This window comes from Cupriavidus sp. HE11, from assembly GCF_056097175.1.
Genome location: NZ_CP184466.1, coordinates 165,634 through 181,749, shown reverse-complemented (window position 1 = coordinate 181,749; position 16,116 = coordinate 165,634). Strand labels below are relative to the sequence as shown.

At 62.7% G+C, this 16,116-nt stretch carries 15 protein-coding genes; 11 read left to right on the top strand and 4 right to left on the bottom strand.

Features of this window, described 5'->3' with window-relative positions:
• Positions 1-549: 549 nt before the first annotated feature.
• The gene (locus tag ACOABP_RS28730) at positions 550-1,524 is read right to left on the bottom strand and encodes an alpha/beta fold hydrolase (RefSeq protein ID WP_474231164.1); all 975 of its coding nucleotides are present in this window, start codon (positions 1,522-1,524) and stop codon (positions 550-552) included.
• 75 nt (positions 1,525-1,599) lie between these two features.
• Here ACOABP_RS28730 and ACOABP_RS28725 point away from each other — a divergent pair, with 75 nt between their 5' ends.
• A complete protein-coding gene (locus tag ACOABP_RS28725; protein ID WP_474231163.1) occupies positions 1,600-2,007 on the top strand; it encodes an Rrf2 family transcriptional regulator in 408 nt (135 codons plus the stop codon).
• Positions 2,008-2,377: 370 nt separating this feature from the next.
• On the opposite strand, the gene ACOABP_RS28720 is transcribed toward ACOABP_RS28725, so the two are convergent.
• Together ACOABP_RS28720 and gcvA are read right to left on the bottom strand one after the other, a co-directional pair.
• Positions 2,378-2,584 carry a hypothetical protein gene (locus ACOABP_RS28720; protein ID WP_474231403.1) on the bottom strand — a complete coding sequence of 69 codons (207 nt, stop codon included), beginning with the start codon at positions 2,582-2,584 and terminating at the stop codon, positions 2,378-2,380.
• Between the two features lie 301 nt (positions 2,585-2,885).
• Entirely contained in the window at positions 2,886-3,827 is a 942-nt protein-coding gene (gene gcvA, locus ACOABP_RS28715; protein ID WP_474231392.1) for a transcriptional regulator GcvA, read from the bottom strand.
• 185 nt (positions 3,828-4,012) lie between these two features.
• Here gcvA and ACOABP_RS28710 point away from each other — a divergent pair, with 185 nt between their 5' ends.
• The 6 genes from ACOABP_RS28710 to ACOABP_RS28685 all read left to right on the top strand — a co-directional run bounded on the left by ACOABP_RS28710 (position 4,013) and on the right by ACOABP_RS28685 (position 9,472).
• Positions 4,013-4,786 (top strand): SDR family NAD(P)-dependent oxidoreductase, encoded by a 774-nt coding sequence (locus ACOABP_RS28710; RefSeq protein WP_474231162.1) that lies wholly within the window; start codon positions 4,013-4,015, stop codon positions 4,784-4,786.
• A 36-nt stretch (positions 4,787-4,822) separates the two neighbouring features.
• Complete coding sequence (locus ACOABP_RS28705; RefSeq protein WP_474231161.1) at positions 4,823-5,167, top strand: carboxymuconolactone decarboxylase family protein; 345 nt, start codon at positions 4,823-4,825, stop codon at positions 5,165-5,167.
• A 24-nt stretch (positions 5,168-5,191) separates the two neighbouring features.
• On the top strand, positions 5,192-5,842 hold the full coding sequence (locus ACOABP_RS28700; RefSeq protein WP_474231160.1) for a cupin domain-containing protein: 651 nt from the start codon (positions 5,192-5,194) through the stop codon (positions 5,840-5,842).
• Between the two features lie 70 nt (positions 5,843-5,912).
• Positions 5,913-6,956 carry a flavin monoamine oxidase family protein gene (locus tag ACOABP_RS28695; protein WP_474231159.1) on the top strand — a complete coding sequence of 348 codons (1,044 nt, stop codon included), beginning with the start codon at positions 5,913-5,915 and terminating at the stop codon, positions 6,954-6,956.
• A 2-nt stretch (positions 6,957-6,958) separates the two neighbouring features.
• On the top strand, positions 6,959-7,984 hold the full coding sequence (locus ACOABP_RS28690) for an alcohol dehydrogenase catalytic domain-containing protein (RefSeq protein ID WP_474231391.1): 1,026 nt from the start codon (positions 6,959-6,961) through the stop codon (positions 7,982-7,984).
• A 555-nt stretch (positions 7,985-8,539) separates the two neighbouring features.
• Positions 8,540-9,472 carry a Bug family tripartite tricarboxylate transporter substrate binding protein gene (locus ACOABP_RS28685; protein ID WP_474231158.1) on the top strand — a complete coding sequence of 311 codons (933 nt, stop codon included), beginning with the start codon at positions 8,540-8,542 and terminating at the stop codon, positions 9,470-9,472.
• An 84-nt stretch (positions 9,473-9,556) separates the two neighbouring features.
• Here the strand turns inward: ACOABP_RS28685 and prpR are convergent, their stop codons facing one another.
• Positions 9,557-11,548: a propionate catabolism operon regulatory protein PrpR gene (prpR, locus tag ACOABP_RS28680; protein ID WP_474231157.1), complete on the bottom strand. Its 1,992-nt coding sequence runs from the start codon at positions 11,546-11,548 to the stop codon at positions 9,557-9,559.
• A gap of 273 nt (positions 11,549-11,821) precedes the next feature.
• Here prpR and ACOABP_RS28675 point away from each other — a divergent pair, with 273 nt between their 5' ends.
• The 4 genes from ACOABP_RS28675 to ACOABP_RS28660 all read left to right on the top strand — a co-directional run bounded on the left by ACOABP_RS28675 (position 11,822) and on the right by ACOABP_RS28660 (position 15,995).
• Positions 11,822-13,021, top strand: coding sequence for a CaiB/BaiF CoA transferase family protein (locus ACOABP_RS28675; RefSeq protein ID WP_474231156.1), 1,200 nt, complete (start codon positions 11,822-11,824; stop codon positions 13,019-13,021).
• On the top strand, positions 13,018-13,944 hold the full coding sequence (locus ACOABP_RS28670) for a hydroxymethylglutaryl-CoA lyase (protein WP_474231155.1): 927 nt from the start codon (positions 13,018-13,020) through the stop codon (positions 13,942-13,944). Before ACOABP_RS28675 ends, ACOABP_RS28670 begins: the two co-directional genes overlap by 4 nt.
• A gap of 161 nt (positions 13,945-14,105) precedes the next feature.
• A complete protein-coding gene (locus ACOABP_RS28665; protein WP_474231153.1) occupies positions 14,106-15,074 on the top strand; it encodes a Bug family tripartite tricarboxylate transporter substrate binding protein in 969 nt (322 codons plus the stop codon).
• An 81-nt stretch (positions 15,075-15,155) separates the two neighbouring features.
• Positions 15,156-15,995 carry an SDR family oxidoreductase gene (locus tag ACOABP_RS28660; RefSeq protein ID WP_474231152.1) on the top strand — a complete coding sequence of 280 codons (840 nt, stop codon included), beginning with the start codon at positions 15,156-15,158 and terminating at the stop codon, positions 15,993-15,995.
• Positions 15,996-16,116 lie beyond the last annotated feature (121 nt).

Below are 16,116 nucleotides of genomic sequence, written 5' to 3'. Positions count from 1 at the left end.
GGGCCGGATCGGGGGCGTAAGGATGACGAAGATATGCCACGAAACCTATAGCTAAATTGAGTTATTCGGAGGCGGAATAGCCCCCTGCTGCGACGATATGCGATCCCTTGAACTACGCCGGGGTGATATCTCACGTGACGAACCGCGCTTCCATGCATCAATAACCCGCCGTCCCTGCCGGCAGAAGTGAATTCGCCGGACAGGGAGGCGGTTGCCGAGCGCATCCTCGTGACGTCGCGGCTGGAGATAGCCTGCATCGCTGCGGACGCCGATGTCAGGAACTTTCTACGGAACGAACGAAGACCTTCCGGCAACCGCATGGTTATGCCAAAGTGAGGCTTACTTCGCGCCCGCCCATCATTGGCTCGATGGCGGCCAGCGTCTAGTGTTGCATCGACTCATTGAATCCACAGACAGGAAGAGTCATTTGAGGTGGCCGTCCCCATCCGACCGATAAAAAATGCTAGCCAGGTAGCGGCCAACTGGGACTGGGATCCGCCGTGAGCAAAAGGACAGTGGCAACGGCTAGTGCGGCATCGAATCACCTAGTTAGAGGCGACGAAGGAAGTCAATCAGAAGAGCATTGACAGGAGCCGGCGCCTCCTGTTGGAGCCAATGCCCCGCGTGCGGCACAACGTGCGAGTCACGATGATGTGGCGCCAACTTGGGTATGGCGTCAATGATGTCCATCATGCCCGGCATCGACAACCCGGTGTCACGCTCGCCGACAAGATAAAGCGACGGGACTTCCAATGTCCGCCCCTCGAACGCCGCCTGCAGTTCCCAGTTTCGATCGAGGTTGCGGTAGTAATTCAATCCCCCTCGAAACCCCGAGCGTAGGAATGCTTGTACCAGAGCGTCCAAGTCAGTGGGGGCAAGCCAGGCCGGTAGCGACGAGAAGTCGCGCAGTTCATCGAGATAGCCGCGTTGTCGCTTCACAAGCCCAAAGGGATTTGGACTCCTCTCATCTCTGGGGCCAACGTCACCCGATGCCGAGAAGTAGATCTTGCGCAGGGTAGTTGCAACATCGCGCTCGAACTCGGTTTCGGCAAGTCCGAGCTGCGAAAAAAAGTGTGTGTAGAACCACGCCTGATCTGTTTGAGGAAAAAGCCGGCTCGGTGCCATCGGCGCCCGGTTCATCAGCGGCACCCCCAGCGCGATGACTGCACGGAAACGATCCGGCCGTAGCGTTGCGGCTTGCCATGCAACGGTGGCTCCCCAGTCGTTCCCCACGACCACCGCGTGCCGCTCTCCCAATGAATCCAGAAGACCAACCAAGTCGCCGATGACGTCGATCGTGGTGTATTGCTCCATCTTCGCCGGGCAATCGCTGAAGCCGAAGCCGCGCAGGTCGGGCGCGATCGCGCGGAAGCCTGCTTCGGAAAGTGCCGTCAGTTGGTACCTCCAGACATGCGAGGTTTCCGGAAAACCGTGGAGAAGCAGCACAAGCGGTCCTTTGCCGCATTCGACGGCATGAAGGCGGATTCCATTGGCGTCAATGAAGTGCTGGGTGGCGGCGATCATAGGGTCCCTGACAGATGTACGAACGCGCGTATAATATCGTAACTATAGATGTTACGGTTAAGGGAGATTTACGGCGTGCAACGCGACATCAGGCTAGCCCGGCTTCTTCACGTGTTGATTCACATGCACCTTCGAGGCGGCACTACGACGTCGGAGACGATTGCGTTGATGTTGCATACCAATCCGGTCCTTGTTCGACGCACAATGGCAGCACTTCGTCAGGCCGGCTATGTCCATTCGGTACCGGGGCCTGGAGGGGGGTGGGCCCTCTCGTGTGAGCTTGATCAGCTCACAGCTCGAGACATCTACATCGCCATCGAGCACAGGGGATTGTTTGCGATCGGCCTCGCTGAAGACAACTTGTCTTGCCCTGTCGAATCGGCAGTCAATCGAATTCTCGACAATGCGATGGCCTCCGCGGAGGCGGCGTGGCTAAGTTCACTTGAAGAGGTTCGCCTTTCAGAGATTTCCAAGAGCATCTAAGTGCAGACGAGCAGTCGGGTGGCCGATAGCGCTCGACTCGAGACGTCCGCCGATGTCTGTGCCCGCTGGCCTCCGACCGATGCTTGGCAGTTGCCGTCATGCTGTCGCTCGGGTAACGGTCCATTCCGGTACGCCCGAGCGTTGCAAGGTCCTATGCCGTCGTCCGGTCCAGCAGGCGATACGACTAAACAGGCCGTCGGATCTCTTCCGATCGTATGAGGCCACTGCCGCACCCGCACGTGGGGCGACGGCAAAGAGATGGGGGTAGCCCGACGACTGGCGGTTGCGAAACCTTAGTCTCCGGCCCCGTCAAGGCTGGACGTATCCCCTTGGGTGACCTGCTCCCCCACCGTTCTGTGCGGTGTGGCTACTATTTGCTTTTTAGTCCGTTGACTTGTTGCGCGTTTTCAAGTGCCTGCTTTTCCGCCGCAGCGTTGATGGCGCTCTGCCGGTTCTGCTCGGTCTGATAGCAAGTTTCCCGACTGATGCCCTGTGCCTGGCAATTGGCCATCCGTTGGGCGGGGCTTGTGCATGCAGCAAGAGCCGAAACTGCGAGGATAAGGAAGCGTGCTTTCATCTCATGTCCTGGTTTGGTTGCCCCGCGGTCTGGTCGTGGACGCCTTCACTGCGGACTGCGTGGCCCTGCAGAATAGCATCCAGGACAGAGCCGGGTGTTAGCCCTGCAACAACGGCAGACGGCGTATGGGCGCGCCTCCGAACCTGTGGGAAGTCGGCGGTCCGCAATGGGCACGGAAGTCGCGCGGCTGGCACCGACAAGTCCCCGCCCCGATAGATCCAGAGGGTTGGGGCCAGTCAGTCAGAGACGGTCGAGTCCAGCCAGTTATTGAAATCGCTTTGGCGTCATCTGCGGCCGCTCTTCAACTTTTCTCGTCCGATAGGGTGGCAGGAAGTGCCCTGGCCGCTTCGTCGAGCAACCAGTCCCGAAACGCTACCAATCTGGGCAGGGTCGCACACTCGGACCTGTACACGATGAAATACCCAAGTGGCGACGCGAAGCTGATTTCCGGGAACAAGCGCACGAGGCGTCCGCTGGCAACGTCGTCTCGTGCCATGACGCTTCGCGCGAGCGCAATGCCTTGCCCTTCTACGGCTGCCTGCAAGACCGCGGCAGAATTGTTGATCTTCATGCCTCGCGTGATTGCAACGTTCGTGATGTTTACCCTGCGCAGCCATGCCTCCCATACCGGAAAACCGGCATGGCCCTCCATCGACAGGTCGTGAATCAGGATCTCTTTCGCCAGGTCCGCAGGCCGCTTCACCGCATGCCGTCGTAGCAGTCCAGGCGAGCACACCGGATAGACCTCCTCGTCCATCAGCTTCTCTGCCGTCAGTCCAGGCCACGTCCCCGTGCCGTATCGCACTCCGATATCGATGCCCTGTGCGACGAAGTCAACGGGCTTGAGGCTCGTTTCCAGCCGCACGTCCATGTCCGGCCACGCCGCCTGGAACCGGTCGACACGCGGCAACAGCCATTTCGCGGCAAAAGCGGGGCTGACGGTCACGGTCAGCACGCCGCTGGTGGCGCCCTCCTGCAGACGCTCCACCCCCAGCACAAGCCTGTCAAAGCCCGCTCGGATGTCGGGCAATGCCCGTTCGGCCGCTTCGGTCGGGATCAGCCGGACACGTCCGCTTGACGCCCGGTGGAACAGTGGCGCGCCGAGCCAATCCTCCAGCGTCCGGACAAGCTGACCGACGGCGGCAGGCGTGACGTGCAATTCGGCTGCTGCGGCCGAAAAGCTCTGGTGGCGGGCACTGGCTTCGAACGCGCGCAGCGCATTGAGGTGGACCGGCGTCTTCATCACTAAATATTTTCTTTCAAACAGAAAGAGTTTATCTCGTTTGTCAGCCAGGTGCAGATATCCAAAAATTCCGTTCAAAGCACTGGCATTTCGCGAGCGGCAATCACATCGACGGGCCGGTTGGCGACGCTGATTTCATAGTTTATCTATCGATCTTCTCCCTCCCGTCAACAACGGAGTCAATCATGAACAACCAATTCGCAGGCCGGAAACTACTGGTCGTAGGCGGCACCAGCGGCATGGGCCACCAGATCGCCCGCAACGTACTGTCCCAGGGCGGCAGCGTGGTCATCGTAGGCAATCGTGCCGACAAGGCCGAGCAGGCCCGCAAGGATCTGGCGGCGCTGGGCCACGCCGCGGCACTGGTCGCGGACCTGTCCACCAGCGACGGACTTGGCGGCCTGCTCCAAGCCATCGACGCGCAGCATGCGGACATCGATCTGTTGGTCAACGCTGCCGGCGTCTTCTTCCCGAAGCCTTTCCTGGAACATCAGGAATCGGACTACGACCAGTACATGTCACTGAACAAGGCGCAGTTCTTCGTCACGCAACGCGTCGCTGCCCATCTGGTCAAGGCCGGCCGCCCAGGCGCCATCGTCAACATCGGCTCGATGTGGGCCAGGCAGGCCATCGCCGCCACGCCGTCGTCGGCCTATTCCATGGCCAAGGCGGGTCTGCACTCGCTGACCCAGCACCTGGCCATGGAGCTGGCGCCGAGGCACATCCGCGTCAACGCCGTGTCACCGGCCGTGGTGCAGACGCCGATCTACGAAGCATTCATTCCCAAGGCTGAAGTGGCCGGCGCGCTGCAGGGCTTCAACAGCTTCCATCCGATCGGCCGCGTCGGCACGCCGGAGGATGTGGCCGAAGCGGTCACGTTCCTGCTGTCCGACAAAGCGAGCTGGGTTACTGGTGCCATCTGGGACGTCGACGGGGGCGTCATGGCCGGCCGCAACTGATCGCGAACACCCCCTCCCCACCCTGGGAAACCGAACATGATGCAAGACTGGAATACCTATCGCGATTCACTGCTGGCCCGCGTCGGCGACTACGCCAAACAAAGCCCCGACGTGATGCGAGGCCTCAACGTGATCGATGGCGCCGCGGCCAGGACTGGCAACCTGGCGCCGAAGATCCATGAGCTGATCGCCCTGGCCGTGGCAGTGACCACGCGCTGCGACGGCTGCATCGCCGTACATACCAAGAAGGCCGTCGAGCACGGCGCGACGCTGGTGGAGATTTCCGAGGCACTGGGCGTGGCCATCGCCCTCAACGCCGGGGCCGCGCTGACGTATTCGGCACGCGTCCTCGAAACGCACGCCCAGTTGCAGAACGCCTGACCCGCCATACCTGAAGGAACTCACATGCTCGTCAACGCGGATTTCTCGCGGCGCGCCATCATCATGCCGCATCAGTATCAGTGGGTCGCCTCACCCCAAGGCGGGGTCGACCGCGTCATGCTGGACCGGTTGGGCAGCGAAGATGCGCGTGCGACCAGCATCGTGAGGTATGCGCCGCGCACGCACTTTCCTCGCCATCTGCATCCGGACGGCGAGGAAATCCTGGTGCTTTCCGGTACGTTCTCCGAGGGCCATGACCACTATCCGGCCGGTTGGTATCTACGCAACCCACCTGGCTCCTCGCACGCGCCGGCAAGCCCGGACGGCGCCACCCTGTTCGTGAAGCTTCGCCAGATGGCTCCGCATGACCGTCAGACGGTACGCATCAATACATACGATCCGCATCAATGGCAATCTCATACCGATGGCGACATCTGTCAGCTATACGACAACGGCATGGAGCGGGTCTGGCTGCAGCGCCTGAAGCCGGGATGCATGCTCGGCATTGACGGCAAGGTCGAGCTGCTGGTGTCGGAGGGCGACGCCATGTTTGAAGGTGCCGCTCACCCTCGCGGCACCTGGATGCGCTTCCCGCCGGATGACCATGGCACGGTCACAGCCGGCGCGGACGGCGCAACGCTCTACATGAAAAGCGAACGGACACGCCATGCGTAACGCACGATTCATCATCGTCGGCGGCGGCCTGAGCGGCCTCCATGCCGCCGCGTTGCTGGAACAGCATGGCGTGAGCGATTACCTGCTGATCGAGGCACGCGACGCGTTCGGGGGCCGCATCCTGTCGCCGGTGCCGGCCGGTGCAACGGACCGCATCGACCTCGGCCCGACGTGGTTCTGGCCGGCCTATCATCGCGAACTCGACAGGCTCATCGCTGCACTGCAACTCGACCGCTTCGCACAGCATGACGCGGGGGCCATGATGGCAGAACGTGCGCCCAACATGCCGCCGGCGCGTATGCGAGGCTTTCCCGATTCCCCCAAGGCGATGCGGCTGACGGGCGGGATGGTCGCGCTGATCGACGCGCTACGCCACCGCATCGACGCGTCGCGACTCATGACTGGCGAACGCGTGCGTCAGGTTCGGGGTTTCGACGACGGCATCGAAGTAGAAAGTGTCGACGCATCGGGCAATCCCGCCATCACCAGGGGCCAGCACCTGCTGCTGGCCGTGCCACCCCGCCTGGCCAGCGAGTCGATCGACTTCTCGCCGGCATTGCCACCCAAACTTCAACAGCAATGGCAAGCCACGCCCACGTGGATGGCCGACCATGCGAAGTACGTCGCGGTCTACGACACACCATTCTGGCGGACCGAAGGGCTGTCTGGCGAAGCGCGCAGCGCGACGGGGCCCCTGGCCGAAATTCACGATGCGGGCACACCGGGCGGCATCGCCGCGCTATTCGGCTTCTTCGGCGTGCCGGCGCGCGTGCGCCAAGGCATCTCTCACGAGACCCTTCGCACCCACTGCCGGGCTCAGCTTGCCCGGCTGTTCGGGCCGCAGGCCGCTGCGCCCCGACAGGATTTCATCAAAGACTGGGCGACCGATCCCCTGACTGCAACCGCCGCAGATCTGGATGCCGGATTGCAACACCACGCCATGTCGCCTGCAGCCATCGCTTCCGCCCATCCATGGAAGGGCCGCATGACCGGCATCGCCAGCGAGTGGTCACTCAACTTCCCTGGATACGTCGCGGGCGCCATTGACGCCGCGACGCAAGGCATCGTATCCGCACTGGGCCTGCCTCCCAACCTGTCGTCCACCGAATCATGACTATCCCGCCAACCTATCGCGCCATGCAGATCAGCCGCCCCGGCAATCTGGAACTGGTCGAGCGCGCAACGCCGACACCCGGCGCCGGAAAGGTGCTGATCGCAGTGGAGGCCTGCGGCATGTGCGGCGCCGATATCGGCGATATCGAGCAGGCCAATCCCACGCTGCAGCCACCACGCGTCCCCGGCCACGAGATCGTGGGGCGCATCGCGGCGCTTGGTGCAGGCGTGCCGGACATCTGGGAGATTGGCCAGCGTGTTGGGGTTGGCCGTCTCGGCGGCCATTGCAACGCCTGCGCGCAATGCTGGCGCGGTGAATTCCAGCTTTGCCGGAACCAGTCCTTTGTCGGCGCAACGTGCGATGGCGGCTATGCGGAAATGGTACTGGCCCGCGCAACAGGCCTTGTGTCGATTCCCGACGCACTCAGCTCAGAAGAAGCCGCGCCCATTCTCTGCGCTGGCATCGCAACATTCAATGCCCTTCGGCGATCCGGCGCGCAACCGGGCGATACGGTGGCCATTCTGGGCATTGGCGGCCTCGGGCACATGGCGCTGCAGTATGCGAAGAGGATGGGATTCCGGGTCATCGCCATCGGCCGGGGCGACGGTATTGCGGCCGAAGCGACCGCGCTTGGTGCCCATGCGTATCTGAATACCGCACGCGAGAATGTCGCGAGCGAACTACAGAGGTTGGGCGGCGCGCAGGCCATCATCTCCACGATCGGCGATGCTGGAATGGTGTCCGCGCTGTTTCCAGCGCTGGCGTCCCAGGGTTGCCTCGTGGTGCTGGGTGCGGGCAACGAAGCGTTGTCCGTACCGACGAAGCTGCTGGTGGGCGGAGAGCGGCACGTCGTTGGCTCGTTGACGGGGACGCCATGCGAATGCGAGCAAGCGCTGCATTTCAGCCTGCTGGTCGACGCCCGCCCCCGTTTCGAGACGATGCCGCTGGAGCGGGCGTCAGAAGCCTATGCAAGGCTGAAGCGTGGCGATGTCAATTTCCGGATGGTGCTAACCGTCACGCCCAAATAGATAGAATCTATTGTGCATTTGATGTCCCCCGTATCGGCCAGACTTTCTTAGAATCGTCGAGGGCAGACATCACTAGATCACTGGTGTCCGTCGCGTGACGATACCGGACCGCTCAAGCGCCGCGAAGATGGCCTCGGCACGTTCAAACGACGATGGGCGTGGTAACGCCATCGACGGGACAGGTGCGCGCCAGAGAATATGCCGCCCGCGCCGATGCGAGGCACAGCATGGCATCGGCAATTTCTTCGGGCGAGGCCAGGTGCCGAAGCCCGGTGCGTTCGGCACCGCGATGCGGATGGCGTCTATTGGGTAATCTCCGATTGACTACTCGGGTGACAACGTTATCATTTCCAGCGAGCTGATGGGAGGGAAAATCTAGCCATCTAAGCGCTCTCAACTGCTCAAGATGGCATAGGTCGCCCAAAAATGATAACGTTGTCATTGTCGTTTGGCGGCCAATGAAGCGCTGGAAGTACCTAAAACCACATAAACAAACGCAAAGGAGACACGATGCGCACAATGCGAGCCGTAGTGCGATGCACAGCAACGATATTGATGGCAATGGTGGCAGCGACCGGCTGGGCGCAGCCAAAGTATCCGGCGGCACCGATCCGCATGCTTGTAGGTACACCTGCAGGCGGGACGACCGACGTTATCGCCCGCTTAATTGCGGCCAGGATGAGCCAGTCGCTAGGTCAAAGCGTCGTGGTGGAAAACCGCACCGGGGCAAGCGGACTCATTGCTGCCGAAAGCGTGGCAAAGGCGCCCGCGGACGGATACACCTTGTTAATGGCCTCGTCGCAACTGGCAACGTACCGAGCGCTTTTCGCAACAACGAAATTGGATCCGGAGAAGGACCTCGAACCGCTTGGCATCATCGCAACTTCTCCGTATGTGATGGTCGTACACCCCTCGCTACCTGTGAAGAGTCTGCCCGAACTACTAGCCTATGCGAAGGCAAACCCCGGCAAGATCTCGTACGCAGGATCAACGCCAGGTACGGCGCAGCACCTCGGTTGGGAACTGATCAAGAGCCAGGCGGGAGTCGACATGCAGTATGTGCCTTACAAGGGTACGGGTGCACTAATGCCCGACTTACTTGCCGGACGGCTTCAGGCAGGAATCGATAACGTTGCTATCCTGACCCCCTACATTAAGAGCGGACAACTGCGCGGGATTGCCGTCACCGGCCCGTCGCGGACGACGTTGCTTCCCGATTTGCCGACTGTAGCGGCCTCCGGCATTCCCGATTTCCAGGCAATGGGCTGGTTTGGCGTTTTCGCGACGGGCAAGACGCCACCGGAGGTCATCGCCGCATTGAAGAGCGCGGTCCGATCTGCCATGGAAACCACCGAGATAAAAGAAAAGCTCACAGGCATGGGCGCTGAACCGCAAAGCGGCGATGCGAATGCGCTGCGCTCCCTTCTCAAGCGTGAGACTACCGTTTGGTCCAAAGTGATCAAAGACCATAACATCTCAGTTCAATAGAGGGCAGGCCTGGAAGGCGCCCCGCTGCACGCGCGCCGAAGACTTGGAGGCGCGATTCTGCAGTGACCGCCCTTATGTTCGGATTCAACCGGTCGATGCAACAGATTGAATCCGCAACCCTGTAGCTGCCTTTTCCCAGCGCCACAACGTCGCGCGACTGATGCCCAATTGCAGTGCCGCCTGCTGACGATTGCCCCCACAATTGGCCAGCACCTCCAGCACTCGGTCGCGCGCTGCCACGGCTGGCGGTTCGGCAACCTCAGATGTTTGCAGTGCCGTGGGACCGAGCACCCCGACACCGCTCGCCGGCAGCCCGAGCAATTCCGGGCAATCGTGATGCAACTCCTCGAATGCGATGTGACCCAGATCACTCCATTGAGAGAAAAACACTGCCATGCGCTCACAGATGTTTTCCAGTTCTCGAATGTTGCCCGGCCAGGCGTAGGCCTGGAGCCACGGCAGCACGCGCGCGACCAGGGCCGGGGCATCGAGGTGCGAGTCCAGTCGACCCAGCGAGCGACGCAACAAGAATGTCGCAAGAAGCTCGATGTCCTCGCTACGCTCGCGCAGCGTTGGCAACGCCAGTTGCAGGGTGTTGATCCGGTAGTAGAGGTCCTGCCGGAACTGCTTCGATGCGATTAGCTGCGGCAGCGGCTGATGTGTCGCGGCGATAATCCGGACGTCGACCGGAATCGGTATCGCGCCGCCCAGACGCAGGATTTCTCGCTCTTGCAGCACACGCAGCAGGCGCGTCTGCAGCGAGACGGGCATGTCGCCAATCTCATCGAGAAACAGTGTCCCGGTGTGTGCTGACTCGAACAGTCCGCGCTTGCCACCCCGGCGCGACCCGGTAAAGGCGCCTTCGTCGTAGCCAAATAGCTCGCTTTCCAGCAGCGCCTCCGGAAATGCGGCGCAGTTGATTGCCACAAAGGGCTTGGCCGCACGCTTGCTTTCGTTGTGAATGGCCTGGGCAAACTGCTCCTTGCCCACCCCGCTCTCACCGCACAGCAGCACCGTGAGGTCGGTCCTGGCAAAGCGCCGCGCCGTCGCGCAGGCGCGCGCAAACGCCGGACTCGCACCAATCAGGTTGTCGAAACGGTTGCGCGCATTGCGGGGATGCCGGCGCTGCTGGCTACGCAGGCTGGCGTCGGCATCCTGGATATTGCGGGCGTCATACAGCGTGATGGCGGCGCCTACCGTATCCCCATGTTCCCGGATCGGCGTGCGATTCACGATCCAATCGCGCTGCGCGAAGCGAAACACGCTACCGCGCTCCTGCATGCCGGTAGCCAGCGTGGATTGCAGCGACAGCGCCGGCTCGACGTCTTCGAGATGCTGGCCGATCATCTTCGACTTGACACGTCCCAGCAGGACTTCCATAGGCGGATTGACGGCGATTACCCGATTGTCACGATCCACGGCCAGCACGGCCTCCTGCAGGTTGTGCAGCACGCCGTTGAGCTGGTCATAGCGACTCGCTTCCAGGCGAGCTACGCGTGCCAGTTCGATGGCGTCTTCAACCCCTTGCCGAACCGCATTGATCGAATAGGCCAGGCGCCCCTGGATCCCGTACTGCTCGGCCAGCTCCATGACGATACTGGACCCGACGACCACCTCGTAGCCGTCCTGCACGAGGCGCTCGAAACACTGCCTCGCTTCGTCAGGCGTGTGGTACGCGTACTGGGCGACTTCGATATTGAGTAGCTCCCGGATGGCGTCCAACTCGGGAATGCACTCGCCATACATCACCACCCCGACCCGGCTCGAAATGCGCCGCGCATGGTATAGCGCCAGCAGGATGTCGAAGCCGCTGAGCTTGATCGTCGCAACGGGCGCATCAAGCGCACTGCGCAGGATCGTGGCGTTTGCCCCGGCGCTCACAAAGACGTCGGCCGCCCCATTACGCAGACGATCGTGCGCCGCGTCGAGCGCAGCCTCGAACGAGCCATTGACCACCTCGATAGTCGCACGGTCGGCGAACTCGTCCAGTACCGTCATGGCGAAGCGGCTCAAGTGCTTGTAACTGATGAAGCAAATGCGCGGCAGGCTGCCGCGCTCGGGGGTGGAACCGCGCATGTGTCTCCTCATCGGCTTTAGTCAGCTTTGGTCTGCCCTGATCGCCCAAGTCGAAAGCCCCTACGCCATTGGCGGCCGGACCCTATCGAACGTTTCTCGTGACGTTGCACGGGCGTTTCACAGCTGTTGCATGAATGTTTCATCAGTGTTTCATGAAACCGCCAGCCCGTCATCTACTCACGCGGCGTCTTATATAAATCAGTCACTTAGCTGCAAGCCAATCGCTGGCACACCGATTGCGCTGGTCCCCCCATACGAACAACGGAGGAACCCATGCAGGCGCTCGGACATATCACCGTGCTGGACCTGACCCATATGCTCTCGGGCCCGTACGGCACCATGCTGCTGGCCGACCTGGGCGCACGCACGATCAAGGTGGAGCCGCCGGGTACCGGCGAGGGCACGCGCAAACTGCTCGCGGAGAGCGAGGACTTCGCCCGCGACGGCATGGGGGCGTACTTTCTCACGCTGAACCGCAACAAGGAAAGCGTGTGCGTGGACCTCAAATCCGAGGCAGGCAGAGCCGTGTTTCTGGATCTCGTGCGCCATGCCGACGTGGTCTTTGACAACTTCAGCGCGAGCGTAACTGAGCGCTTGGGCATCGACCATGCGTCGCTCGCCAAGGTCAATCCGCGCATCATTACCTGTTCGGTCACCGGCTTCGGCCAGACGGGGCCAGATCGGCAGCAGCCAGCCTTCGACCAGGTCGTGCAGGCCATGGGTGGTGGCATGTCCATTACCGGCATGACCGACGGCCCGCCGATGCGCAGCGGCATTCCGGTCGGCGACCTGGGCGGGGGAGTTTTCGGTGCCATCGGCGTGCTGACAGCACTCGCTGCACGCGAGCAATCCGGGGTCGGCCAGCACGTCGATATCTCCATGCTGGACGCCCAGATCTCGCTGCTGAACTACATGGCGACGATGCATCTGATGTCGGGCCTGGTGCCAGAGCGCATCGGCAACAGCCATTTCGTGCATGTGCCGTACAACACCTACCCGACCCGTGACGGCCACATCATCATTGCCTGCATCGGCGACGCGTTCTTCGAGCGCTTCCTGAGCGTGATCGACCATCCCGATCTGCGGGCACCAGGCTATACGAAGCAACCCGGGCGCTACGCGGACAAGGCGCGCATCGATGCCATCATCGCCAATGAGCTGCAGGGTGAATCGTCCGCCTACTGGCTGGCGCGCTTGCGGCAGGCCCGCATTCCCTGCGGCCCGGTCAACGATTTCGCACACGCATTGCGTGAACCCCAGGTCGAAGCCCGCGACATGATTGTCGAAGTCCCCCTGAAGACCGGCGAGACCGTGCGCATGCCGGGCAACCCGGTAAAGCTCTCCGGGGCAACCACGCCGGCTTATACGTGCCCACCCGCCCTGGGTGAGCACACGGTGGCAGTGCTGCGTGACCTGCTGGGCTACGACGCGGAACAGGTTGCACGACTGCACGAGGCGGGAGCAGTGGCATGAGCGCCGTGCCCGCCCTCACGATCACCGACGTCGCACCGCGCGACGGACTGCAGAACCAGGCCGTCGCCATCTCCACCGACGCCAAGGTCGAACTGATCGGCTTGCTCTCGCGTGCGGGATTACGCAGCGTCGAAGCCACCAGCTTTGTGTCGCCGAAGGCCGTGCCGCAGATGGCTGACGCCGCCGACGTGGTCCGGCGCGCCTCCGTCCAATCGCCGGACCTGCGGATCTCCACGCTGGTACCGAATCTCAAGGGGCTCGAGCGCGCGCACGCGGCCGGGGCCTCCGAGATCGCGGTCGTACTGTCAGCGACCGAGACGATGAACCAGCGCAACATCAATATGGGGCTGGATGCAGCCACCGAGGTCAGCGAGCAGACCCTGTTACAGGCCCGCGCGCTCGGCCTGCGCACCCGCGCCTATGTGGCGGTGGCATTCGACTGCCCGTTCGAAGGCGCAGTCGACCTCGATACCGTGCTACGCCTGTCGTGCCGGATGCGGGACGCCGGTGCCGGAGAAATCGTGATCGCCGACACCATCGGCGCGGCCGCACCCGCCGCCGTCAAGTCCCGTATGTCCGCTCTCGCGCAAGCGTTGGACCCGGACACGCTGGCCGTGCATCTGCATGACACCCGGGGCCTGGGGGTCGCCAACGCGTGGGCCGCGCTCGAAGCCGGGGTACGGCGCTTCGACGCGAGCGTCGGTGGCATTGGTGGCTGCCCCTTCGCCCCGGGCGCCGCAGGGAACCTGGCGACCGAGGATTTGGTGCTGATGGCCGAGCAATGCGGGCTCAGTACCGGGATCTCACTTGATGGCCTGCTCGATGCCGTGGCGTTCGCCGAATCGTTGCTCGGGCGCGCGCTGGGCGGCCGCTCCAGCGCATGGCTGCGCCGACAACGTGAGCGACAGCGGGTCGCAGCCTGACCTGGCGACAGTCATCGCGCACGGTCGCGACGATAACAAGACCGTAGGGAGATGGCCGAGAACGACCGTCGTAGCAATGCACTGGCAGGAAAGCGGCACGCAATGCCGGCCTGGAAGCCCAGAGGCTTTCAGTACAGAACCATAAATGGAGGAGACATACGATGTGGAACGCTCGTTGGATGCGTGGCGCGCTAAGCGCCATGGCCTGTACCGCAGTGGCGCTGGCCTCGGGCCACGCCCTGGCCAAGTGGCCCGAAAAAGCCGTCACGCTGGTAGTCCCCTATGCCCCTGGTGGTGGCACGGACATCGTGAGCCGGCTGGTCGCACAGAAATTGTCCGAGCGCTGGGGGCAGTCGGTCATCGTTGAGAACCGCCCCGGTGCCAACGGCGTGATCGGCTCTAGTCACGTCCAGAAAGCCGCCCCGGACGGCTACACGCTGCTGATGGTGGTGGGCTCGCACGCGATCAATCCTGTGCTCATGAAGAACCTGCCGTATGACACCGTACGTGGCTTTTCTCCGATCACCCGGCTCGCCATCTCGCCGATGGTGCTCGTCGTGTCAAAGTCCAACCCCGCCAAGTCACTGACCGACTTGGTCGGTGCGGCCCGTAGCCAGCCGCTTGGCATCGGCTACTCCGAAGGCCAGACACGGTTGACGGGCGAGCTGATGCGCCAGGCGGGCAATCTCAAGACCATTCCGGTGTCCTACAAGGGTGGCGCACAGATCATGGTCGATGTGATCGGCGGCCATGTCGGTGCTGGCTTTACCAGCGTGCTCACGGCACTGCCCCATGTGCAAAGCGGCAATCTGCGTGTGATCGGCGTGGCGGCAGACCAGCGCATGCCCCTCTTCCCGGACGCGATGACGTTCAAGGAGGCGGGGCTCGACGGCGTGGAATCGCTGAACTGGTACGGTCTCTTCGGCCCTGCCGGCATGCAGACCGCCACCGTGGAGCAGATCCACCGGGACCTGCAGGCCGTCACGCAGGATCCCGCGCTGGCCAAGCAGATGAAGGATCAGGGGGCCATCATCGTTCTGACCCCACCCGCAGAATTTCGGGCGTTCCTCGGCAAGGAAACACAGAAATGGGCAGATGTGGCCAAGCGCGGTGGCATCCAACCCGAATAGGCACGCGGCGTTGCGCATCGTGTCGGTGCCACACATCCATCCTGAGCTGCACACAGTCCGATATATTGAACACACCCCGATATGGATCTTGAACTCAATGGCAAGCGTGTCCTGATTACCGGTGGCAGTCGTGGCATCGGCCTGGCGTGCGCCCGCGCATTCCTGCGCGAAGGCGCGCGCGTCACCCTCATTGGGCGTAGCGAGGCAAATCTCGCCGCAGCGGTGATATCCCTGGCGGCCTCGGTTGGGACGGCCGGGACGGTCGGTACACCCGGTGGAGCCGGCACCCACGGCGGCGGCGCCCCCCATACCATTGCGGCCGACCTGACCGATGCGGCGCAAGCCGCGCGCGCGGTCGACGCGGCCGCATCCGCGATGGGCGACATCGACATCCTGGTCACATCGGCAGGCGCCGCGCGCCGCACCCCACCTGCGGAACTCACACCGCAAGCGTGGCGCGATGCCATGGACGCCAAGTATTTCAGCTATCTGCACATCATCGATCCTGTCATCAAGCGGATGGCCCTGGCCGGCAGCGGCGCGATCGTCAATGTGGTCGGCATGGGCGGCAAGGTAGCGAGCCCCACCCACTTGCCAGGGGGCGCCGCCAACGCGGCGTTGATGCTGGCAACCGCGGGGCTGGCCAGCGCCTATGGTCGGTCCGGCGTGCGGGTGAATGCCGTGAACCCGTCGGCGACCCATACCGAGCGCCTTCAGCAAGGTCTGGAGGCCGAAGCCAAGCTTGCGGGCACGACCGTTGACGAGGCGCTGCGCTACGCCAGCGCACGCACCGGGCTCGGACGACTCGCCGCGCCTGAGGAAATCGCTGACGCGGTGCTGTTCCTTGCGTCGGCACGCGCGACCTATATCTCCGGCGCGATCCTGTCGATCGATGGCGCGACCACGCCCCTGGTCGTCTGATCGCTTCCGCGCTGTATCGGTCTTTACCGGCTTTCCAGGTCCTTACCACGCTTTACCGGTCACCAAGCTGTTCCAAAAAAAGGCGATCACGCCAACACACTCGCTGTCAAAACAGGAGGAG